The organism is Pseudochryseolinea flava (assembly GCF_003286915.1).
GTDB classification, from domain to species: Bacteria; Bacteroidota; Bacteroidia; order Cytophagales; family Cyclobacteriaceae; genus Ohtaekwangia; species Ohtaekwangia flava.
The window spans coordinates 89,207-110,984 of record NZ_QMFY01000009.1; the positions used below are offsets into that span (position 1 = coordinate 89,207).

At 44.0% G+C, this 21,778-nt stretch carries 16 protein-coding genes and 1 riboswitch; of the genes, 9 read left to right on the top strand and 7 right to left on the bottom strand.

Annotated elements, in window-relative coordinates; genetic code table 11:
• Window positions 1-36 precede the first annotated feature (36 nt).
• Genes DQQ10_RS17175 through folP form a run of 3 tightly spaced genes read right to left on the bottom strand, consistent with a single transcriptional unit; the run spans window position 37 to window position 5,132 of the window.
• Window positions 37-3,282 (bottom strand): caspase family protein, encoded by a 3,246-nt coding sequence (locus DQQ10_RS17175; protein ID WP_112748125.1) that lies wholly within the window; start codon window positions 3,280-3,282, stop codon window positions 37-39.
• A 36-nt stretch (window positions 3,283-3,318) separates the two neighbouring features.
• Window positions 3,319-4,179, bottom strand: a complete 861-nt coding sequence (gene cdaA, locus DQQ10_RS17180) for a diadenylate cyclase CdaA (RefSeq protein ID WP_112748126.1) — start codon at window positions 4,177-4,179, stop codon at window positions 3,319-3,321.
• 59 nt (window positions 4,180-4,238) lie between these two features.
• Window positions 4,239-5,132 (bottom strand): dihydropteroate synthase, encoded by an 894-nt coding sequence (gene folP, locus DQQ10_RS17185; RefSeq protein WP_317047954.1) that lies wholly within the window; start codon window positions 5,130-5,132, stop codon window positions 4,239-4,241.
• A 33-nt stretch (window positions 5,133-5,165) separates the two neighbouring features.
• On the opposite strand from folP, the gene DQQ10_RS17190 reads away from it, so the two are divergent.
• The 3 genes from DQQ10_RS17190 (at window position 5,166) to DQQ10_RS17200 (ending at window position 7,449) form a co-directional block, all read left to right on the top strand.
• Window positions 5,166-5,705 carry a DUF1599 domain-containing protein gene (locus DQQ10_RS17190; protein WP_112748127.1) on the top strand — a complete coding sequence of 180 codons (540 nt, stop codon included), beginning with the start codon at window positions 5,166-5,168 and terminating at the stop codon, window positions 5,703-5,705.
• Between the two features lie 22 nt (window positions 5,706-5,727).
• Entirely contained in the window at window positions 5,728-6,852 is a 1,125-nt protein-coding gene (locus DQQ10_RS17195; RefSeq protein ID WP_112748128.1) for a BT_3928 family protein, read from the top strand.
• 96 nt (window positions 6,853-6,948) lie between these two features.
• Window positions 6,949-7,449 (top strand): shikimate kinase, encoded by a 501-nt coding sequence (locus DQQ10_RS17200; protein WP_112748129.1) that lies wholly within the window; start codon window positions 6,949-6,951, stop codon window positions 7,447-7,449.
• Here DQQ10_RS17200 and DQQ10_RS17205 read toward each other — a convergent pair.
• Window positions 7,439-8,971, bottom strand: a complete 1,533-nt coding sequence (locus DQQ10_RS17205) for a hypothetical protein (protein WP_133259685.1) — start codon at window positions 8,969-8,971, stop codon at window positions 7,439-7,441. The genes DQQ10_RS17200 and DQQ10_RS17205 overlap by 11 nt on opposite strands.
• Before the next feature lie 26 nt (window positions 8,972-8,997).
• Window positions 8,998-10,257, bottom strand: a complete 1,260-nt coding sequence (locus DQQ10_RS17210) for a hypothetical protein (RefSeq protein ID WP_112748131.1) — start codon at window positions 10,255-10,257, stop codon at window positions 8,998-9,000.
• 145 nt (window positions 10,258-10,402) lie between these two features.
• Here DQQ10_RS17210 and proS point away from each other — a divergent pair, with 145 nt between their 5' ends.
• The 3 genes from proS (at window position 10,403) to floA (ending at window position 13,424) form a co-directional block, all read left to right on the top strand.
• Complete coding sequence (proS, locus tag DQQ10_RS17215) at window positions 10,403-11,881, top strand: proline--tRNA ligase (protein ID WP_112748276.1); 1,479 nt, start codon at window positions 10,403-10,405, stop codon at window positions 11,879-11,881.
• A gap of 73 nt (window positions 11,882-11,954) precedes the next feature.
• On the top strand, window positions 11,955-12,419 hold the full coding sequence (locus DQQ10_RS17220; RefSeq protein WP_165823978.1) for an NfeD family protein: 465 nt from the start codon (window positions 11,955-11,957) through the stop codon (window positions 12,417-12,419).
• 12 nt (window positions 12,420-12,431) lie between these two features.
• Window positions 12,432-13,424: a flotillin-like protein FloA gene (gene floA, locus DQQ10_RS17225; protein WP_112748133.1), complete on the top strand. Its 993-nt coding sequence runs from the start codon at window positions 12,432-12,434 to the stop codon at window positions 13,422-13,424.
• 190 nt (window positions 13,425-13,614) lie between these two features.
• Here the strand turns inward: floA and DQQ10_RS17230 are convergent, their stop codons facing one another.
• A complete protein-coding gene (locus tag DQQ10_RS17230; RefSeq protein ID WP_112748134.1) occupies window positions 13,615-15,744 on the bottom strand; it encodes a WG repeat-containing protein in 2,130 nt (709 codons plus the stop codon).
• Between the two features lie 87 nt (window positions 15,745-15,831).
• Here DQQ10_RS17230 and DQQ10_RS17235 point away from each other — a divergent pair, with 87 nt between their 5' ends.
• Window positions 15,832-17,208, top strand: a complete 1,377-nt coding sequence (locus DQQ10_RS17235; protein ID WP_112748135.1) for an MBL fold metallo-hydrolase — start codon at window positions 15,832-15,834, stop codon at window positions 17,206-17,208.
• Window positions 17,209-17,272: 64 nt separating this feature from the next.
• Here DQQ10_RS17235 and DQQ10_RS17240 read toward each other — a convergent pair whose 3' ends face one another.
• The gene (locus DQQ10_RS17240) at window positions 17,273-18,409 is read right to left on the bottom strand and encodes an ABC transporter substrate-binding protein (protein ID WP_165823980.1); all 1,137 of its coding nucleotides are present in this window, start codon (window positions 18,407-18,409) and stop codon (window positions 17,273-17,275) included.
• A 73-nt stretch (window positions 18,410-18,482) separates the two neighbouring features.
• A riboswitch (cobalamin riboswitch) is annotated at window positions 18,483-18,683 on the top strand.
• A gap of 89 nt (window positions 18,684-18,772) precedes the next feature.
• Here DQQ10_RS17240 and DQQ10_RS17245 point away from each other — a divergent pair.
• Entirely contained in the window at window positions 18,773-20,653 is a 1,881-nt protein-coding gene (locus DQQ10_RS17245; RefSeq protein WP_112748137.1) for a TonB-dependent receptor plug domain-containing protein, read from the top strand.
• Window positions 20,650-21,720 (top strand): YncE family protein, encoded by a 1,071-nt coding sequence (locus tag DQQ10_RS17250; protein WP_112748138.1) that lies wholly within the window; start codon window positions 20,650-20,652, stop codon window positions 21,718-21,720. Before DQQ10_RS17245 ends, DQQ10_RS17250 begins: the two co-directional genes overlap by 4 nt.
• Window positions 21,721-21,778: the final 58 nt, after the last annotated feature.

Sequence of the window (21,778 nt, forward strand, 5' to 3'; positions counted from 1 at the left end):
TTTACGTTTTTTTTAATTCACTGTTTCACTCTCGTGCTACTGTTCTTGAAAAGTCACGGGAAAATCCTGACCTCGACTAAATGTATACGGATATTGCGGCTTCCCTTTTAACTTCCTCGTCATCTCCGGCACTTGATCGTCGATGTATGACTTTAGTTCATAAATAGTAACCTTGCCATCTTTGGGCGCGCCGTCAGCTTCTCCTCGCAGTGCCTGTATCAATACGTAAGTAAATAGCCCGTGACCCAACTCGGTGAATTCGGTGGCGAATTGCTCACTACCAGCAGATGCCATCACATGTATTCCTGCACTACGGGACAACTGTGCAATCGCTTTTTCTTCACTAGCACCTCGGGTGGCAAGTAATTCTACCGAGCCTCCAGATTGACACGCATCCATCACAATAAGTTGTTTCAGCGCCTGGATGTGCTTTAACTTTTCTTGGAAAACACTGGCCTCAATCGCCTCTTTTTGTAACGACCCCTCGTCATACAATCTCAGGCTTTCTGTCGGAATGAAATAGAACTTGTCGTCGACCATACTGCCGTGGCCAGCATAATAGAAAATGAACACATCTTCCTGATGTATCTTCTTCCCGAGTTCATCCATCTTCGCTAATATTTTGGCACGCGTTGCATCTTTGTCGTACAGCGTGTGAAGCTCGATGTCTTTAAAAAGCTGTGGCGACTTTTCATCGAGCAATGTTGTAAATGACTCCGCATCGGGCTTCGCGTAGTTCAAATTCATTTTTGAATTCTTGTACTCATTAATGCCCACGGCCAGAATATAACAAACGCTACTTTTTGAAGCATGGTGCGAGAATACTTCGGTGCTGTGCGGATCAGACTCTAGATTTTCTTCGTTGCGGGCAACAGCGGTAAACGTGTTCGTGCCGCCGATCAAGTCAATACTTTGCTTATAGGTTGTTGACTGCCCTTTCGTTGACGGAAACTTTAACGCTTCACGATTCAATGGAATGCTTTTTCCATTGTGTAGAACACGTAGATCTTGCACACCAGCACCGTTGTTGGTAAGCCTGACAAATAGATCGGCCTTACCTTCTTGCCCAGCGACAACAGCAACCTTAACCGTGGGCGGAGGTGAATTCCTTAGTTTTCCTTGAATGTCATTCTTGTCTTCTGATCCTCCACGATTTTGGAAAATTTTCGGCAGCAGATCGGGACGGAAGAAGTCTTCGAAGAATTGATCTACCGAATACGTCTTTAAGCCATTTACGAAATGAATGTATCTACGTGCATTGTCTGTTCCATTGAAATAACCACCCGGATTTTTTACCATCCAATCGTTTTCGCCAATATGAATATGCTCGAAGAACTCACGTCCAGATGAAAGATCCCAAAACTTCGTAACGCCATCCAAGCTGTGACTGATCATCATCTTGTTGTCGGGACTAAACAGTAATGACGTAACCTCTGCGTTATGTCCTTCGAAAGTGCGGATCACCTTGCCGGTTGCGATATCCCAAACACGAATTGTGCGATCAGCGCCACCAGAGTAAATCGTTTTTTCATCTTTTCCGAAAATACTGATGTGTACGGCGCCGCGATGATCTTTAAGTTTTTTGGTCATCAGGCCTGTTGCGATATCCCACAGTCTAATGGTTCCGTCTACGCTCGCGCTCATCAATGTTCTTTGATCAGAACTCAACCGAATTGACGAGATGATATCAGTATGTCCGACAAAAGTGCGCACTACTGTTTTCGTGTCAATTTCCCAAAGCTGAAGTGAATTATCGAGTCGTGCTGTAAAGAGATAAAGATCGTTGGGATGATACAGAATGCTGTATGCGGAATAATTTTGGAAATCAATATATGTTTCGCGTTCTCCTGTCGTAAGATCATGAACCTTCATCGTTCCATCCCAGCTTGACGTCGCTACTTTGGTTTCATCACTATTAAAATGGATGTCGAAGATTGGTTCCTGATAGCTGTCGATTACTTGAATAGAATCTCCCGTTTCGAAATTCCATAATACGATCTTGCCATCACCGCCTCCCGTCAAGAGACGTTTGCCGTCACGTGAAAGGTCATAACAGAGCACTGCTTTTTTGTGTCCGACATATTCCATCACCGCTTTCCCGCTCGCGATGTCCCAACGTTTAACTTTTGTTCCGAACTTTCCTTTTATTAGTGTCTTACCGTCATTGCTGATCAGCAGGTTGTTCTTCATCCTCACATATCGGGCAATGTTGGATTGCCAATAGAAATTCGGATCGTAGTTCAATCCTCCCTTGTCACGCTGGTTTAAAAATCCTGTCAGTGTGAGTTGTTTTGATTTCTTCGCAATGTCCCATGTAAAGGCAGTGTTATTATCAGAAGAGATCAAAACTTTTTTTGAGTCGATCGTGAAATCAATTTCATGGAACTCACTTTTTTCTTCTGCCGCTATTTTGGCAACCACTTCTCCCGTTGATTCATTCCACAGTGTCAGATCTTTTTCTGTTGCGCGTGCCAACAACTTCCCATCTTTGCTTAGCGCGAATCCCTCAAGGTTTTCATCCGTCGCTTTATCGTATTCTTTTACAATGTTAAAATTCGAAAGGTCATACTTCCGAACAGGGCCATGATATGACACAATGTAAATTGATTTGCTATCAGGGCTGAATGCTAGCCGAGCTCCACATCCGCCACACCAGCCTTCTTCAAAGGTGATTTTTTTTGCCAACGTCCAATCTGTCGACAGATAGAGATCAACCAAGCGATTATCTTGACCGAACCCAACCCATTTTCCATCCGGGCTTATGGCAATGTCGACCCCACTGCCAAGTCCCTGTTCAGCGTCGACTGGAAATTTTTTTATTGGCTTGCGCGATTTGAAATCGTATACGACAGCAGAATCTTGTGTGCCGCGTTTTGCCAAGCCGGCATGAATAAAAAACTTTTGCTGTGGATCAATCGCGATGTCGGTAATCAGATCGATCGTTGTAATTGTTTGTATTGCTTTCCCCGTCGTGACATCCCAGATGCGAATGGTTTTGTCGTAGCTGGCGGTAAACAATGTTTTTCCGTCGGGCGTGAATGCGGCGCTCGTCACCGTCATTTCGTGGCCGAGAAAACTTCTCACTTCTCTTCCAGTATTCATTTCCCAAAGCTTAACGGCTTTGTCTTTACTGGTGGTTACAACGTAATTGCTATCTGGACTGACGGCGATTGACATCACAGCAAGTTCGTGACCTTTCTGGATGATGGTTTCTAAGGATTGACCAGAAGATAAAAATGAAAGCGATAAAAATAAAAGGATGAATAGGAGAGCGTGTCTCATGGTGTAATGGGAATTAAACCATGAAATTAATAAAGATTAGGAATTGCTAGTAGGGGACTCGGCTTCTGTTTCACCCACATGTAATTCCTCCCAGTTCGCAGGCTCGTCGTTGTGTAAGTACTCAAGGATTTTTTGTTCGACTTGTTTTAGCTTGAGCGCTTTCAGAAACTTTCCGTTGCGCGCCAGAATAAGTCGTCCTGTCTCTTCAGAAATCGCCATAACCAGCGTATCGGTGTTTTCACTCATGCCTAGCGCCGACCGATGGCGCAGCCCAAATGTTGCTGGCAGGTGATCATTTTCACTTACGGGAAGGACACAACGTGCTGCTTTGATTCGCCCTTTGTGAATGATAACCGCACCATCATGTAGGGGAGAATTTTTATTAAAAATCGAGAGTAAGAGTCGTTTGTTGACTTCGGCGTTGAGTGCGTCACCCGTTTCTGCATAAAACTTCAGCTCTGTGTCGCGTGAGAAAACAACGAGAGCGCCGGTCCGGGTTGCCTTCAGCGTTTTTGCTGCTTCCATAATTTGCTGAATATCGAAGTCGTCGTGATATTGACTACGCCAGTTTGTGATGGTTTTGAAAATGTTCTCACGGAATTCCGTTCCACGACCAATCACCAGGAGGAACTTTCTGATTTCTGGCTGAAATAAAATGATCATGGCCAACACACCAACGCCCATAAACTGCCCAAGGATGGTGGCCAATAATTCCATTTGCGCCGCTTGCACAATGAGGTAGATGAGGTAGAGCGCGAGAATACCTAAAAAGATATTGACGGCAATACTACCACGAATGAGTTTGTAGATCTGATAAAGGAGAATGCTGACCAGAAAGACATCAATGAAGTCTACCCAACCCACTTCCAGGAATCCGATCTTAAAAAGTAAAGTCATGCTTTACAAATGTATCAACTTTCGGCAATGCATGAATCTTTGTTGCTAGAAAACGTCGGTCAACGATTCACTAATGCTTGCGTTAATTTTACGACTTGCACAGCTTCAGCAACGTCGTGCACGCGCAAGATGCCAGCGCCTTTCATGACGGCAATAGTGTTTAATGCAGTGGTACCGTTCATCGCGTCGTCGGCCGTGATACCCAACGTGCGCCAGATCATCGATTTCCTCGAAAGACCGATCATCATCGGTTTGCCGAGCATATTCAGATATTCCATGCCATTCAGAAGTTCAAAATTTTGCGTCACTGTTTTGGCAAAACCAAATCCGGGATCGATGATAACGTCCTTTACAGCATGCTGTTCGAGTTGATGAATATTCTGATGAAAAAAATCGACAAGATCCTTCATCAAGTTTGTGTAGTTTGTTTGACTCGCCATCGTTTGTGGCGTGCCTCGCATATGCATGAGAACATAGGGCACTTGTAGGTCGCCGACAGTTTTAAACATCGCATCGTCGAGCGTCCCACCCGAAACGTCGTTAATCATAGATGCTCCCGCTTGCACAGCAGCCCGCGCGACAGCACTGCGAAATGTATCGACACTTAGCAAAGCTTCAGGAAACGCTTTATGAATAATCGTCAGCGCATGTGTTACACGGTGAATTTCTTCATCCATCGAGATTTCGTCGGCCCCGGGGCGCGTTGAATATCCGCCAACGTCTAAAAAGGTCGCGCCTTGTCGCAGCATTTCTTCCGCTTTTCCCAGAATCGATTTCTCGTCGCGAACGCGACTACCGCCATAAAAGCTATCCGGTGTGATGTTTAAAATGCCCATTACCGCAGGTGTGGAAAGATCGACTAACCGCCCCTGGAAGTTTAATGTTTTGTTTGTTGAAAATAATTTACTTTCGGATGCAGATTTCATGATCGGTTCGATGGAAATACGATTCAAATTAAGAAGTTTGCGCGTTAAAATTTTATTCCCTTGATCGAAAGAACAGCGCAAGAATATCAACTGGTGATTCAAAACTGCAAATCGCTTTTTGAAAAGAAAACCCGCGACTATGGAACCGCCTGGCGAATCTTAAGATTACCATCCATTACGGATCAAATCTTCATCAAGGCACAACGTATTCGCAGCATCCAGGAAAAAGGCGTTCAGAAAGTGGACGACCCTATTCGTGATGAGTTTGTCGGTATCATCAATTACTGCCTGATAGCATTGGTGCAAATTCGATTGGCCGAGAGTACAGATATGGATTTGCCTTTTGAAACCTTGGAACCATTGTACGATCAAGCTGCTAAAGAGACGTTCGACCTTCTTCAACAAAAGAATCATGACTACGGTGAAGCGTGGCGAGAAATGCGTGTAACGTCGATCACCGATATCATTCTCATGAAGCTGTTGCGCGTAAAGCAGATCGAAGACAATCAAGGTAAGACGCTCGTAAGCGAGGGGGTGAAAGCAAACTATCAAGATATGATTAACTATTCAGTTTTTGCGCTGATCAAATTGCAAGACTGATTTAAATACAAGTATTGAACGCATGGAGTTTCGTAAAATAATTGACCAATTCTCGCGATTTTTTGTCGGCGGGCTATTCATTTTCTCTGGGTTGATAAAGTTGAACGATCCGGTAGGTACTGAAATCAAGCTTGAAGAATACTTTCATGTGTTCTCGACGGAATTCACTTCGCTTTTTTCGTACCTCCAACCGATCGCACTCGAAATTGGACTCATCCTGGTCGTGCTTGAAGTGGTATTGGGCTTTGCGCTACTGCTGAATTATCAGATGAAGATCACTACGACCGTCGTGTTATTGCTAATGATCTTCTTTACATTTCTCACGGGCTATTCGTGGATCACCAACGCTGTTACCGATTGCGGCTGTTTCGGCGACGCCATCAAATTAACGCCGAAAGAATCATTCTTCAAAGATTTGATCTTAATGGTGTTTGTGCTTCACCTGTGGTGGTTCAGAAAAAAATATCAACCAGTGCTCTACACCAAAGAAGGGCACATTACCATAGGCGTGATTACGCTTATCTGTTTTGTGTTGGGAGTCTATGCGATCCGACATTTACCTTTCATCGATTTCAGAGCGTATAAAATCGGGAATCACATTCCAGATCAAATGATCGCGAAAGAACCTATTCGATACGAATACATCTTCTTGGAGAAAAGCTCTGGAAAAGAAATCAAGTCGGAGAAATACTTGATGGACACAACAACCTATAAATACAAAGCGCTCATTCAGTTAAACGAGGATGATCCGGATACAAAACCGAAGATCACCGACTATCGTGTCTTTACACCCGATGGCGAAGATATGACACAACACACTTTTGACGGAGCGAAACTATTATTCATCATCAATGATACCGACAAAGCATCTACACAAAATATTCAGACCATTCGTGACTTGGTGAAGGGTATTGATGGCAAATTAGAAGCGATGGTACTAACGTCAACTAACGCGGCACAATTTGAAGCTTTCCGTCATGAGCATCAACTTGCCGTTCCATACTATTTCGTCGATGCTACCGTTCTAAAAACAATTGTGCGTTCGAACCCAGGAATTACGTTGTGGGTTAATGGAACCGTAAAAGGAATGTGGCATCACAACGATACACCAACGGCCAATGAAGTTTTAACGTTGGTTGGTCAATAGGCGGGAAGGCTTGGAAATTGGATGATTGAAATTAATGATCTTTTCTGTGATCGAATTATCCAAGCCTTCCGGTCTTAAAGCTCTCATTACAACGCTATGAAAATTTTCCTCATTGGTATGCCTGGCTCTGGAAAAAGTACGCTAGGCAGACCGTTAGCACAAGCGCTTAACTTGCCTTTTGTAGACCTCGATAAGGAGATCGAGCGTCAAGAACAGCAGACCATCCCTGATATCTTTGCGTCACATGGAGAAGATCATTTTAGAAATGTCGAATCCTCTGCGTTGAAGCAATGGGCATTTTCCAGTAAGGATTTTGTGTTAGCGACAGGAGGCGGCGCTCCATGCTTTCATAGCGGAATTGATATCATCAATCAACATGGACTTAGTATTTTTTTAGACGTTACCGTTGACGAGTTACTTCGTCGCATTGGTGTTCAATCGGGAAGACCCTTGCTCGGAACCGATGATTTAAAACAGAAGGAAGAAAAGCTTGCGCAGTTATACGCAAAACGCCGTGATATCTATTTACAAGCAAAGATCACGCTTGTTGAACCGACCTTAGCGCAACTGATGGAAGCGATCTATCTCAAAAAGTAAAACCGACAGTTACGACGAAGTTCGTGTTTGTGAATTTTAAGTTGGCAACTGGCGTGTCAACATCGAAGGCGGTATATGGAATACGAAGTCCTTCCGTTTTTGTCGTGATCACCGTGAAATCTGTGAAGAATTTTTTCTGGCGAATTCCCACGCCACCCGACAATGTTGTAATCTTTCTGTCAATGTTATCCGTATCGACGTACGGATCACCCATAATGCCATAGCCGCCACGGATTCGGAACTGCTCATAACGGAATTCTGCACCGAAACGGAAATTGGTAGTGCTGCGGTATGCTTTGCTGATATCTTCGTTTTCAAGATCATAATCGATGCCTGCAATATCAGACGAATATCTTGCGCGACGATAGTTTACCCGTTCTACGGTTCCAGTGAGGAAACCATATTTTGATATAAACGTGATCCCACCGCTTAACCTCGAAGGCGTATTGAAATTGTATTCCGACAACAAGGCTTCAGGGAATTTTTCACCTGTGTCGGTTTGCGTGTTCCACTCGCTAGTAATTCCAGCTGTGTAATTGTCTGTAATTTGATGAATAGTCGGTGTTACGAAAGACGCGCCTAGTTGAACGAAATCAATCGGTCTGTAGATGAGCCCGAGTGTCAGGTTAACGCCTGTGCCTTGGATGTCTAAATCCTCGCCGATCGTAAACTCGCGCAAGTCAGGGTAATAATCATCGTTCGCATCAAAATCTACGAGACGTTCGGTATAAGTCTGCGATAGTTTGTAACGAAGCGTTGTAATGCCTACACCAGCACCCATGAACAAACGATCTGAAAAGTTGACGCCGGCTGCAAATGTCCACTGATATTGCGCACCACGCCGCTTAATGGATTCCCGTTGTTCGATACTCCTACTTTCGCCGCTATACAGATCCCATGGTGATTGATAATATCCCGCATAAGATCCATTCTCTTGAACTGTGTCAATAAGATAATTATTGTAGGCTAGTGCGTAAAGATTATAGTAGTTGTTGTTGCCCTGAATCATCGATTCAAAATCCTCCCCAGCAAATTCTGCGGCAAGATCTTCAAACGAATAGAGGATTGTACTTTCATCGTTTAGTCCGTTATAGCTGTACTGGCGATTAATATCGTTTGTGCGGGTAAGCGTTATTCCGAAGTTCCATCCTAAGAACCCTGAACTCGTAGGCTCATCTCGTTTGTAGTTAAGAACAACACTTAGGCCAGGCAGATTCAACTTAGAACCACTCGTCTCGGATTTTGTTCTCAAGTAGTTTGCCGACGTGTTATAATTATTAAATCCAAGTGTAAGTGTTGCCTCTGATCGGTTATACATTCCTAGCCCGGCTGGGTTCGACAATGCTGCGCTGTAGTCTCCTCCAATGGATGAATGCGCGCCACCCAATGCTTGCATCCGCGCACTGCCTGTGGTGCTAGCAGAACGACTGAATAACAGTGCGTCACTTACGAAATTCTGAGCAACGGCGCCGCTGAAGGATAACAATACTATTCCAGTGATGAGGGTTAACCTCATTGACATAGACACATTCATGTTTGTAAGCAAAATTAATTACCGCGACTGCGACCTCCTCGTGATCCACCGCCACCTGACGACGAGCCTCCGCCACCACTTGATGAACCACTGCTTCTGGATGGCGGTGTGTACGTAGATCCTCCAGATGACTCTGACCGTGATGAGCTACGTGATGGTGGTGTCCATGTTTCAGATGATCGTGTCGGTGCAGATTGTTGCTGCTCTCTAGCGCGTGTTGGCTGCGATGACTGCTGAGTATTATTGTCACGACTAAAATTCGACTGTCGAGAAGGCTGGTTGGTATTCGTGCGTGCGGGCGCACTGTTATTATCATCGCCTGTAGAATTTGTCGTGTTGGCGCGCCATGTTCTTCTATAATATTCGCCTTGTCTGTTACTGTTGTTCGTATTCATTAGAGGGCGCGATGTCGTTTGTAAATTAGGTGACGTACGTGTTCTTCCATTGACATCACCGGCGTCTGAAGCACTGCTTCGCTGCGGATTCCTTGAGGTTCTGTATTGTGCATTTCTATTAGGAGCCTCCCTCATTACATCAGCGCTTCTTGAAGATCGCTTACCATAATTCGGCGTATAGCGGTATCCATCATTAATAATCACGACAGTTCTCGGATAGTAGTATCCGCCGCCATAATACCCGCCGAAGCCGCCACCATAGTACGGATCATAATAAGATGGGTAGCCACCATAGTTGTAGTAACCATACGGGTTGTAATAGTGTGAATATGGATTATAGCAGTACGGATTATTCCAATAGCCGTAATTGTTACCATAAGAGTAACTAAATGACGCTGACCATCCGGAGTAACTCCAGTACGGGTCGGCCCATGGGCTTGAATATGGGTTGTTATATCCATAGTAAGGACTGTTCCAGCGGTTGATCTGCGGACCGTAATAATTAGAACTATACCATGGACTGTTGTTCCACGCGCTATAGTTGTCATTAAAATTTCTAAACTTCGTTTGGTTGTTGAATTTGTAGTCACTCACGTAGTAGTTAGCATCGTCTTCCGACGCCACTTCTGAATTGGAACGGGCCGCAAACTCAGGGTTAATGTCACGTGAGGAATAACTATCCGTTGGGTTGCTGTAGCTTTCTTCGTCGGTTACTTCCGTCGCGTTTTCAACCGGCGCTACGGTTTTTGTCAACGAGGCTTGTTCGGCCGCGAGTTTGGCGCGGTCTTTCGAGTTGAAGTAAAGATCATCGTTCTCCTGTGCGGCTACTGTCAACACTGACAGGGAGAACACCGTGCTAAGCAACATTTTGATTTTCATAACCTTAGTTTTATTGACCTTTTGCCCTTAAAACGGTAAAACTTTTTTAAAAGTGCTGATAAAGCTACAAAATTTGGAAGGAATTCTTCCCGTAAAATTATATTTGCCGTTCGATCAAGAAAAAGTAACAATAATTATACCAACCATGGGTAAAGAAATACCAAGTCGCAGCGAAGATTACTCTTTATGGTACAATGAGCTCGTTAAAAAAGCCGACCTCGCCGAACATTCTGACGTGCGAGGATGTATGGTCATCAAACCGTATGGCTATAGCATATGGGAAAAAATGCAACAGGCATTGGACGCCATGTTTAAAGAGACAGGTCACTTAAATGCATACTTCCCGCTATTTGTACCCAAAAGTTTGTTCGAAGCAGAGGAGAAGAACGCGGAAGGATTTGCGAAGGAATGCGCCATTGTTACGCACTATCGACTTAAAAATGACCCGCAAAACAAGGGTAAACTCATGGTTGATCCGGATGCCCAACTGGAGGAGGAACTTGTTGTTCGCCCTACCAGCGAAGCCATCATCTGGAGCACCTATAAAAAATGGATTCAGTCTTATCGCGATTTGCCAATATTGGTTAACCAATGGGCAAACGTTGTACGCTGGGAAATGAGGACACGTCTTTTCCTTCGCACGGCAGAATTCCTATGGCAAGAAGGTCATACGGCACACGCCACCGCCGATGAAGCCGTGAAAGAAACCGTACAGATGCTTGAAGTGTATGCCGAGTTTGCCGAAAAATTCATGGCCCTCCCAATCATCAAAGGCCGTAAGTCAGAAGGCGAACGTTTTCCTGGCGCTGTAGACACGTACTGCATCGAAGCGATGATGCAAGATGGTAAAGCTTTGCAAGCCGGAACATCACATTTCCTTGGTCAAAATTTCGCGAACGCTTTCGACGTGCAGTTCACCAATAAAGAAGGTAAACTCGACTACGTTTGGGGAACTTCATGGGGTGTGAGTACCCGTTTGATGGGCGCCCTCGTGATGGCTCACTCTGATGATGATGGTTTGGTTCTCCCGCCAAAGCTCGCACCAATTCACGTGGTGATCGTGCCGATTTTCAAGCACGAAGAGGAGCTCAATAAAATCGCCGAAAAAGCGAAAGAGATTACCGCATCGTTGAAAAAGCAGGGCTATACCGTTAAGTTCGATAGCCGCGATACACATAAGCCAGGTTTCAAGTTCGCCGAGTGGGAGCTTAAAGGCGTTCCGGTTCGCTTAGCGATTGGTCCGCGCGATATGGAAAATGGCACAGTCGAAGTTGCTCGCCGCGATACAAAGGAAAAACAGGTGATGAAAATCGATGAGGTTGCTACGAAAATTCCAGCGCTCCTCGACGAAATTCAAGAGAATATTTACAATAGAGCGCTAACATTCCGTACAAACCTGACAACCAAAGTGGAAACGTACGACGAGTTTAAGAAAGTGCTTGATGAAAAATCAGGTTTCGTACTCGCCCACTGGGATGGAACGCCCGAAACAGAAGCGGCCATCAAGGAAGAAACAAAAGCTACCATCCGCTGTATCCCGTTGGATGCGGTTGAGGAAGCCGGAAAATGCATTTATTCTGGAAAACCTTCCAACAAGCGCGTTATCTTCGCTAGAGCTTATTGATTTTAACTGTACAGGTGCACATGGATTATCGTAAATTTATGTGCACATTCGTACTCCCCAGAAAGCTATGGTGATGTGGACAATCATATTGACATTATTACTGATCGGTCTAGCGCTGATCATCGTTGAACTGGTATTTATACCGGGAACCACCGTTGTTGGACTACTCGGCCTTACCTTCTCCATTGCGGCAATCGTCATCAGCTACAATCATTTTGGTAAACAAGTTGGCGTATACATTCTTTTAGGTTCTTTGCTCGTATCCGGCGTTGCATTGTTCTTTAGCTTTCGAAGCAATGCCTGGTCTGCGTTTGCCTTAACTTCGGCAATTAAAAGCAGGGTAAATGAAGGCGCATTAGATTTTTTGAAAGTAGGCGATATAGGAGTGACCATTTCAGCGCTCCGACCTATGGGAAAAGTTTCGTTCAATGATCAGATCATCGAGGTAAAAACAACCGGTAATTATCTCGACCAAGGCACTAAAGTAAAAGTGACTGGACTGGTACAGAACCAAGTAATTGTAGAACCCTTTATTTAATTTATATTATCTATGGTATCATCGTCGTTACTGATTCTCGTTTTAGGCGGGATAATTTTATTCTTCATCTTCCTTTATTTCGTTCCCGTCAACCTCTGGATTACAGCGTTGTTCTCGAACGTAAAAGTTGGACTCATCGAACTCGTCGTGATGCGTATTCGGAAAGTGCCACCCCGGATTGTTGTTGACTCGTTGATCACGGCCACGAAAGCAGGGCTTAATCTTACAACGGGCGAATTAGAAACTCACTACCTTGCGGGTGGTAATGTTCCCAATGTAATTCGCGCATTGATTTCAGCCGATAAAGCCAACATCAGTCTCGGCTTTAAACAAGCTACAGCCATTGACTTGGCAGGTCGCGACGTGTTTCAAGCGGTGCAGATTTCCGTAAATCCTAAAGTTATTACAACACCGAAAGTAGCAGCTGTTGCAGCAGATGGTATTCAGTTGATTGCTGTGGCGCGTGTTACTGTTCGCGCGAGTATTTCTCAATTGGTCGGTGGTGCCGGTGAAGATACTATTCTTGCCCGTGTCGGTGAAGGTATCGTATCGTCTATCGGCTCTGCGAAATCACACAAAGAAGTACTCGAAAGCCCTGATAAGATTTCTAAACTTGTACTGTCAAGAGGGTTGGATGCTGGTACAGCGTTCGAAATCCTTTCTATCGATATCGCCGACGTAGACGTTGGAGCAAACATCGGCGCTAAGCTTCAGATTGATCAGGCAACAGCCGACCTCAAGGTTGCTGAAGCAAAAGCGGAAGAAAGAAGAGCGATGGCCGTTGCGTTAGAACAGGAGATGAAAGCGAAAGCACAAGAAGCGCGTGCAAAGGTAATCGAAGCGGAAGCTGAAATTCCTAAAGGAATTGCCGATGCTTTCGTGAAAGGAAACCTTGGTGTGATGGATTATTACAAAATGCAAAATGTACAATCTGACACTGACATGCGTCAAGCTATTTCAGGTTCAGGAAAATCTTCTTCCGGCTCTACGGGTGAAAAGAAGTAATATCGTAGCACGAATGCTATTAAGAAATCCCTTGCCTCACGGTGAGGGATTTTTTTTACGGAGACATCGCATAAAGTACAATTGTTGAGTGATCCGGATTCGGGCCAGCATTCTCCAACGGCCTAGCACTTATTGACGTTATAGATTTCCGTCTAGCGTTAAAAATGGGTAATGGTTGTCGTGCAGATTTCTACGGTTTAAAAACCTCTACCCAACTCGATTTCTTCATCGCAAGAAATACATTATTGTAAGGATCGAAAATAATCAAGTCGTAGAGCATGGGAATGGTACTGATCGATTGATAGGTAACAACGCCATATTTTCCGTCGCGCATAGCAACAGCAAAACCATTCCCTGCATCTTCTAGATAGTGATAGCGCGGATGAATTAACGTCTTGCCTTTCGCATCAGCAAGTCCAAATGACTTGTCTTGCTTGATCAACAAATTTTTATGTGGTGTTACAGAAATCGATTCATAACGAACGGGAAGAACTTGAACGCCTTGTTTGTTGATGAGACCATACAAACCTTTCTGTTTAACCTGTGCGTAACCGTCTTTAAAATTAGCAACATCTTCGTAGATGGGTTGAATAGCAATGTTGTCGTAATGATTAATGTACCCCCACTTGCCACGAATCATGATCGGAGCAAGCTCTTCACTAAAAGGCTTGATGTTTTCGTATCGGTTAGCAATACGCAATCGTCCACGTGAATCAATAAAACCAAACTTGCCGTTCTTCTGAATGCCGCGAAGGCCCTCACTTTCTTCAAATATCTTTTCGATGGGTTCGTCAGGATGAACTTTACGGTCAGTGATGCGTCCGTCCATATCGATCTTCCAAACAGTTCCCGACGGTAACGTCTCAAGCAGGTGATCTTCTTTCCATACCACTTGGTTGTCGGTGAAGTAGATCACTTGATTGTCCATCGATTTCAAGAAAATTGTCTTCGGTGAAAATTCCACGTAGCGCGTTTCAGATACCAAACGCAGCATGTTACTCCTCGGCGTTACGATCCACTCGTCATTTAAATTCATGATGCCATATTGACCTCTGAATTTCACTACGATAAATTGGCCTTTAGCCTGTAGCAATGAGTCGTAGGTACAATTCAATACTTCTTTTCCTGCGAAACTGATTGCGCCCCAATGGCCTCTTTGCTTTACCGCGAAATATTCGCCGTTGAAGGGCGTAATGAAATCATACGACTTTGTGGATATTTTTTTTCCGAGAGAGTCTAATAAACTCCAACGATCGGCTCCCATTTGTCTAACATTAGCGAGAAGAAATTGCCGATCTTGTACAAGCTTATCGAAGAGCGGCTCAATAATCGTATTGCCTCTTCGATCAATAAGTCCTTGCTTACCATCATAAGTGAATACCGCACGGTCACGGTAGAATCCTCCCAGCGCGTTCATCGTTGTCTTTGATGTGGTGTTGAACTGTACGTCTGCTAGTGTAACCTTACCCGATTGCAAAATGCGCAGCTGATCTTTACCAGTTGGCTCGATCATATCCGCAAAAGTTTTTCGGATCAACTGATTTTTTCCATCGAGAACGATCCATTCATCGGCAGCGCGTGCGTTAACTGTTCCTTCGTTGGTCACTTGTATCTCGCGATACGTCGGTTCAATTTTAATTTGTCCTTCACGATCGATGAGTCCCTGAAGATTGCCTTGGTAAATGATGGCGAAATTTTTCTTGAAGACAGATATACTGTCAATCGAAAAACTTGTGATTTGCTTTCCGTTATCTGCGAACAAAGCTGTCTTGCGATCGAAGTTTTCTACAGCGTAACGCAAACTTCCGATAGAACGAATGTCTTTGTATTGCTGCGATATAATTGTTTTGTTGCTGAGGTCAATGAGTCCGTAGCGATATTGATTGTCAATCTTCGTATACACGATCGCACGGAGAGACGAGATTTTAATTCCATCATATTGAAACGGTATTACTTCTTTGCCATCAACAGTAATACATCCTTGTACATTGCGCAGCGATAGCGTAGACTTCTTTCGCGCCAGAAGCATGTTACCTTCTGCCGGAACTAATTCCGAGTAAGTCGGTTGAGTTAATCGATGATTCTTAATGCTGATGAGACCCCACAGTTCATTCTGCTTGTAGCCCGTAATATTGTTAATGACCGACATCTTCCCGTCGCTCCATCCAATCGATTGATATTGCGCAGGAATAACGATCTGACCATCGGTATCTTTCAATCCGACTTTTCCATTCTCCTGAAATATTTCATATTGTGCGGAGGTGGCTGCTGAAAAAAATGAGATCAGCAAAAAGAAGAAAAAACAACTCAGGGCCTTCATTTCACCCCAAAGTTACGTCGATGACTTCAATTACCGGGAATTTTTAAGAGATTTGTAAGGTTTTGTTGTTTTTAGAATCAAATCACTATGTACATCGAGCAGTTATACACGAATTGTTTGGCAGAGGCGGCTTATTATATAGAGTCGGATGGCGAAGCAGCTATTATTGACCCTCTTCGCGAAACAGAACCTTATCTCGCATTGGCCAACAAGCGGGGAGCCAAGATCAAGTATGTTTTCGAAACACATTTTCATGCTGACTTCGTTTCAGGACACATTGACCTTGCCAACAAAGTAAACGCACCCATTGTATATGGGCCGCTCGCCGAAACTTCTTACAAAGTTTATAATGCAAAAGACGGCGAAGAATTCACGCTGGGCAAATTGAAAATTCGCGTGCTGCACACGCCGGGACATACACCTGAGTCGTCTTGTTTTCTCTTGTTGAATGAACAAGGAAACCCACACGCAATATTTACTGGCGATACTTTATTCGTCGGTGACGTTGGTCGTCCTGATCTGCTTGACGGTGTAATGACGCCGCAAGATCTTGCTGGTATGTTATACGATTCACTCACATCAAAAATAAAAACACTTCCTGACGCAGTGATTGTTTATCCAGCACATGGTCCTGGTTCAGCGTGTGGAAAAAATATTGGCAAAGAAACTTTCTCGACAATTGGAGAACAGCGTAAGTTCAACTACGCGCTTCAGCCCATGTCGCGTGAAGAATTTATTCAGAAGGTAACGGACGGAATACTCCCTCCGCCACAATATTTTTTCGAGGACGCACGCATCAACAAAATGGGCTATGATCCACTCGAAAAAGTGATCGCTAAAAATACGAAGCCACTTTCACCTGAAGAGATTAAGATCGCAGTAGCAAACGGTGCAACAATTCTCGATACACGCAAAGCTGATGATTTTGAAAAGGGGTTTGTTCCTGGAGCCATTAATATCGGATTGAATGGACAATTTGCAGTGTGGGTTGGTACGCTGATCGACATCGCGAAACCATTGGTGTTGATAGCGGAAGAAGGAAAAGAAGAGGAGTCTGTTTTGCGTTTAGCGCGTGTTGGATATGAAAATGTGTTGGGCTATCTCCAGAATGGCATTCGCGGATGGACCGATACACTTTCAACGGTGAGATCGATTCATGCAGAGGATATGAAATCTGAAATGAAAGCAGGTGCTGTTGTCGCAGATGTTCGCAAACCTGGTGAATGGAGTACTGCGCATGTTAAGGATGCAACCTTCCTTCCATTGGCCGACTTTCCGAACATCACCGAATCACTCGACAAAAATAAATCATACCTTGTTCACTGCGGTGGAGGTTATCGTTCGATGACGGCTGTTTCTATTATGGCGAAGCAAGGCTTCAAAAATCTTACGAATATTTATGGTGGTTTCGGCGCCATGCAGCAGGCAGGTCTCGAAGTAGAGACAGATCAAGTGCTTGCTTAATTATTTGCCTCGTTGAAGAAGGCATGTTGTTTCTTCAACGAGGATTTTAAATTTTTTTTAGGGTCTATTCTAAACGCTTGTGAAAATATAGCGTGTCGTTGGGGAGTAAGTCAGGATGGGCAATCGCGACAAGATCACTTAAAATAATATCGGGCCTTAAGTAACCGAGCTCAAGAAATTCACTCCCGCCTTTTGCGCCTTTCTTTCCGTCATATGTATACACTTGCTTCGCTCCAAACGGATTGAATTTCTTATAGCGATGATCCGCTTGTTCGAGTTCTTGTAATGACTTGATGTTTCCAACACCAATCCAAAGATTTGCATTGTGTGCTTTGTCATACACAGATTCAAAGCTCAGTTCAAGGTATCCATGCGACGAGTCGCTTTCCCATAGATAATGACAACCAGCGTCGTCGAGAATTTTTGAGGCGTAATTTTGTCCGCCAGGAAGAAACCAGGTATCGCCATATACAATTCCACTCAATACAGAAGGACGTGTTTGCACTTGCGCCGCTTGTTTTTGTATACGTCTGTAGTTTGATTCTACAATTTGAAAAACGGAATCCGCAGTTTTCTCTTTGTTGAAGAACAGCGCCATGAATTTAATCCATTCGGCACGACCTAAAGGATGTTTCTCCAAGTATTCAGCATTGATGACAACAGGAATGCCGAGGGCTTCAATTTTTTTGAATTGCCCATAGTCGCTGCTCATGGTGTACGCCATCACAGCGTCTGGCTTTAATACCGTGAGCAGTTCTATGTTGATGCCACTGTCTTTGCCGAGTTCTTGAACCTTTCCGGCATCCACACGAGCGCGCATCTTCTCAGAACTAATGTAGTCCGTTGTCGTGAATCCAGTAAGCTTATCAGTTTCGTTGAGATAGTCGAGCAACGGAATATGTGTGGTCGATGTACATGCGATTGACGTAAGTGGCGTGTAGATGATTTTATAATCAGCGGGATGTTCCGGCACCGTTGCGCCTCTCGGAATAAGTAAGTACTTGTACCCTGACGTAGCACCTTGATAGGGATATACAACGTCTACAAGCTTGAAGCCCTTGTATTCTGAAACGCGAAATCCATCAGCGTAATTAATATTGGTGCGCGTTGTATCGGTGACAGGCGTAGACGTGTTCTCAATTTTTGATGTGCAGCTGAATAGCCCGAGCGAAATGATTACGATGTAAAAAACATTTTTCATAGCACGCAATAATAGAAGGTTTGTGCGAATTAATCTGGAAGACATTGCAGTTTTATAAAAATGCTCGTTAAGTTTGCACCGGATTCGCGGTTCTCAAGCCCGATACAAGGGCGTTGAGATTAAATGGGAATACCGGTGAAATGCCGGAGCTGTCCCCGCAACTGTAAGTTCACATCTTGTTGCTAACCATCATTGCCACTGTGCCGATTGTTCGGGATGGGAAGGCGTTAGCGACGTGAAAAGCCAGGAGACCTGCCGATGTAATTCCAAAATGTTTTGACTTTCGGGTGAAAGGTCAGAAGTGTACTAAGCGACGTAGTTACTTATTACCATCTGGTTTTACATCTTGACTGATACTATTGTATGCGGTTAGGTATTTTATTTGCATTGTTCATTATCAACAGCGCGTTGTGTTGTGCGCAACAGCGTGATTCTATTGTATTGTCGCAGGTCACCGTCTATGGTATTCCTGAAGATAGATTTTTAGTAGGCTCTTCCTATCAATCACTCGATTCAACAATTCAACAGAATAGAGCATCTCAACATCTTGGCGAAATTCTCTCGATAGACTTCCCTATTTATTTCAGAAATTATGGCAATGGAATGAGTAGTGGAATCAACCTCCGTGGTACTTCGCCCGCACATACCGCCGTGCTTTGGAATGGATTAAACATCAATAGCTTTTCATTGGGGCAAGCAGATTTTTCTATCCTTCCTGTCACAGCTACCGACGAGGTGAGTGTTCATAGCGGTGGCGGTAGTGCACGTTTCGGAAGTGGCGCGATCGGAGGAACAGTACTCCTTAACTCAACATTCGACGATGATCCTGTGCTCGATTTGACTTTAGAATCAGGGAGCTTCGGCAAATATTTTAGTTCCATTCAAGGCGCATGGCAACGGAAGAAATGGAGTTTCATATCGCGTGCCTATCATCAACAGTGTGATAATGATTTTAGAAAGCTTTCCAATGGAGAACGTCAGCAACATGCGGCTTATCAGCAAGGCGGCTTTCTACAAGACATCAGATTTCAAATCGATAATGCCAAGCAAATAGAATGGCATTACTGGTATCATAAAAGTGATCGTGAGATTCAGCAAAACTCCACTGGCGTGAATGCGAGTGATGAACAACAAGATGAAAACCATCGCCTAAGCATGCAATATAAAAGCAATGGTCGATATGGAAGTCTACAGGCTTCGTTGGGATATGTGCATGACGATTTGGTGTTTAATGGCGAGCATGGTGTTGTGGAGCGTTTCAGTGGTGATATCCGATATCAGCGGGAATTACCTTATGATGTTTTTATGGAGGTGGGCACTTCCTTGACACGCGTGGTGGGAAAGCTAGATGCCTACGAGGATAATATTACGGAAGACAGATATGATGTTTACGCTTCTTTCCTCAAAGATTTTAGTGATCGTCTTTCAATTTCAATCAACTTGAGGCAACCCGCTGTGAAAGGATTCGATGCGCCATTTCTTCCCTATGTCGGTGCGTCTTATAGGGTGATCGACAAAACAAGGATGCAACTTTCACTATTGGCAAACGCTTCACGTAATTATCGTATTCCAACTTTGAACGATCGTTACTGGCCACGCGTCGGCAACGTGAATCTGCTTCCTGAAAAGAGTAACGCTGCGGAGTTTGGTTTTAAGTGGCAGCGGAATTTTCTCTCATTTCAACAAACAGCTTTTGCACAAGTCGTAGACCAGTTAGTAAAATGGAGGCCGCGACAGGTGCAAGGCGGTCGTGAAGAGTGGTATCCGGAAAACGTTATGCAGGTTGAGATTAAAGGGCTCGAGTCGAGAATAGCATGGAGTCAAAAAATGGGCTCGTCAAAAATCAGTGTGATGGGAAACTATCAATTTGTTAAATCAATAACATCCAAAGCACCGCTCGACAATGCTTACGTGATCGGCAAACAACTTATGTATACACCGAAACATATTGCGGGGCTTAATGTACAGCTTACATACAAAAAATATTTCCTCACACAATCTCTTCAGTACAACAGCAGACGCGCTACCGATACAGCGGATACGGAAATGTATGCACTTGATCCATTCGCAGTTCATAATATTTCGGTTGGCGGCGCATTTGACCTCGGAAGACATGTGCTTGGCGTGACGTTCTCAGTTCTTAACGTACACAACCAAGAATATACATTGTATGAACGACGAGCTTTGCCCGGACGTCATTATAATTTTCAACTCAACTATAAATTAAATCACAAAGCAGAATGAATTTTAAAAAGTTTCGCTCGACAATTCTTTTTCTCTCATTGATCGCTGGTGCAGTTGCTTTTCAAAGCTGCGAATCTGACGACGAGAAAGAAGTAAATTTTGAATCCGGCGTATTGATTGTTAATGAAGGCAAGTTTCAAGCCGGAACGGGTACAGTAGATTTTTATAATCCGAATACGGGAGAATCAGTACTCAATATTTTTAAGAACGACGAAGGATTTGCTGGAGATGTATTACAGTCGATCACGTTCTACAATGATCGCGCATTCCTTGTTTTGAATGGTGATAATAAAATAGAAGTTGCGAATAGTAAAGATTTCAAATCGATCACTGCATATTCTGCTCCTATTCTTGATAAGCCAAGATATGTGCAGATCGTTGGTGAGAAGGCTTATGTAAGCGTGTGGGGACCTTATAGTGAAACATGGAGCCTAGACAATTCCGTGGTACTCGTTTTAAATGCAAATACCATGGCGCCGTTGGATACAATATACACGTACGACGGAACTGAAAATCTTCTTTATGACGGCAAATACCTTTTTGCTTCAAATAACAAATTTGGAAATTCAAGCATTGTTCTGGTTATTGATCCGACAGATAATTCTGTTAAGCATGAACTGGAATTGAGTGCTGGCCCTGAGGGCTTGGTGATCGATAAGAATAACAAGCTATGGGTCATTACGACTGGTACCTATGGAGCGACAAGCGGCAAACTTTTTAGAGTGAATGCCACGACGTTTGAAATCGAGGAGGAGATTACGATAGAAGGTCAACCCAGCGGAGACCTTGCGACCAACGCAGCGAAAGATGAAATCCTTTATCGTGTTGGAAAGAATATCTACAAGATAGCGATCGGTGCAACGTCCGCACCAGCGGAAGCGTTTATCAATGCAAGTGATGTCACTAAACCTTACGCGCTGAATGTTGATCCAAAAACTGGCGATATCTACGTAGGTGATGCAAATGATAATGCAAGTCCAGGTGAGGTTTTTATCTACAAAGCAGATGGTACATTTAAAACATCTTTTGTGAGTGGAATTTCACCAGGGCAGTTTATTTTTAGATAGTGCAAGACGACAAGAAACGTCATATAAAAGAAGAAGATTTTTATTGGGAGAACGGCCT

Bases quoted from the DNA above. Each gene is read 5' to 3' on its own strand.
- DQQ10_RS17175 (WP_112748125.1), bottom strand. From the start codon at position 3,282: ATGAGACACGCTCTCCTATTCATCCTTTTATTTTTATCGCTTTCATTT.
- cdaA (WP_112748126.1), bottom strand. From the start codon at position 4,179: ATGACTTTACTTTTTAAGATCGGATTCCTGGAAGTGGGTTGGGTAGAC.
- DQQ10_RS17195 (WP_112748128.1), top strand. From the start codon at position 5,728: ATGGAGTTTCGTAAAATAATTGACCAATTCTCGCGATTTTTTGTCGGC.
- DQQ10_RS17200 (WP_112748129.1), top strand. From the start codon at position 6,949: ATGAAAATTTTCCTCATTGGTATGCCTGGCTCTGGAAAAAGTACGCTA.
- DQQ10_RS17205 (WP_133259685.1), bottom strand. From the start codon at position 8,971: ATGTCAATGAGGTTAACCCTCATCACTGGAATAGTATTGTTATCCTTC.
- DQQ10_RS17210 (WP_112748131.1), bottom strand. From the start codon at position 10,257: ATGAAAATCAAAATGTTGCTTAGCACGGTGTTCTCCCTGTCAGTGTTG.
- proS (WP_112748276.1), top strand. From the start codon at position 10,403: ATGGGTAAAGAAATACCAAGTCGCAGCGAAGATTACTCTTTATGGTAC.
- DQQ10_RS17220 (WP_165823978.1), top strand. From the start codon at position 11,955: ATGTGGACAATCATATTGACATTATTACTGATCGGTCTAGCGCTGATC.
- floA (WP_112748133.1), top strand. From the start codon at position 12,432: ATGGTATCATCGTCGTTACTGATTCTCGTTTTAGGCGGGATAATTTTA.
- DQQ10_RS17230 (WP_112748134.1), bottom strand. From the start codon at position 15,744: ATGAAGGCCCTGAGTTGTTTTTTCTTCTTTTTGCTGATCTCATTTTTT.
- DQQ10_RS17235 (WP_112748135.1), top strand. From the start codon at position 15,832: ATGTACATCGAGCAGTTATACACGAATTGTTTGGCAGAGGCGGCTTAT.
- DQQ10_RS17240 (WP_165823980.1), bottom strand. From the start codon at position 18,409: ATGAAAAATGTTTTTTACATCGTAATCATTTCGCTCGGGCTATTCAGC.
- DQQ10_RS17245 (WP_112748137.1), top strand. From the start codon at position 18,773: ATGCGGTTAGGTATTTTATTTGCATTGTTCATTATCAACAGCGCGTTG.
- DQQ10_RS17250 (WP_112748138.1), top strand. From the start codon at position 20,650: ATGAATTTTAAAAAGTTTCGCTCGACAATTCTTTTTCTCTCATTGATC.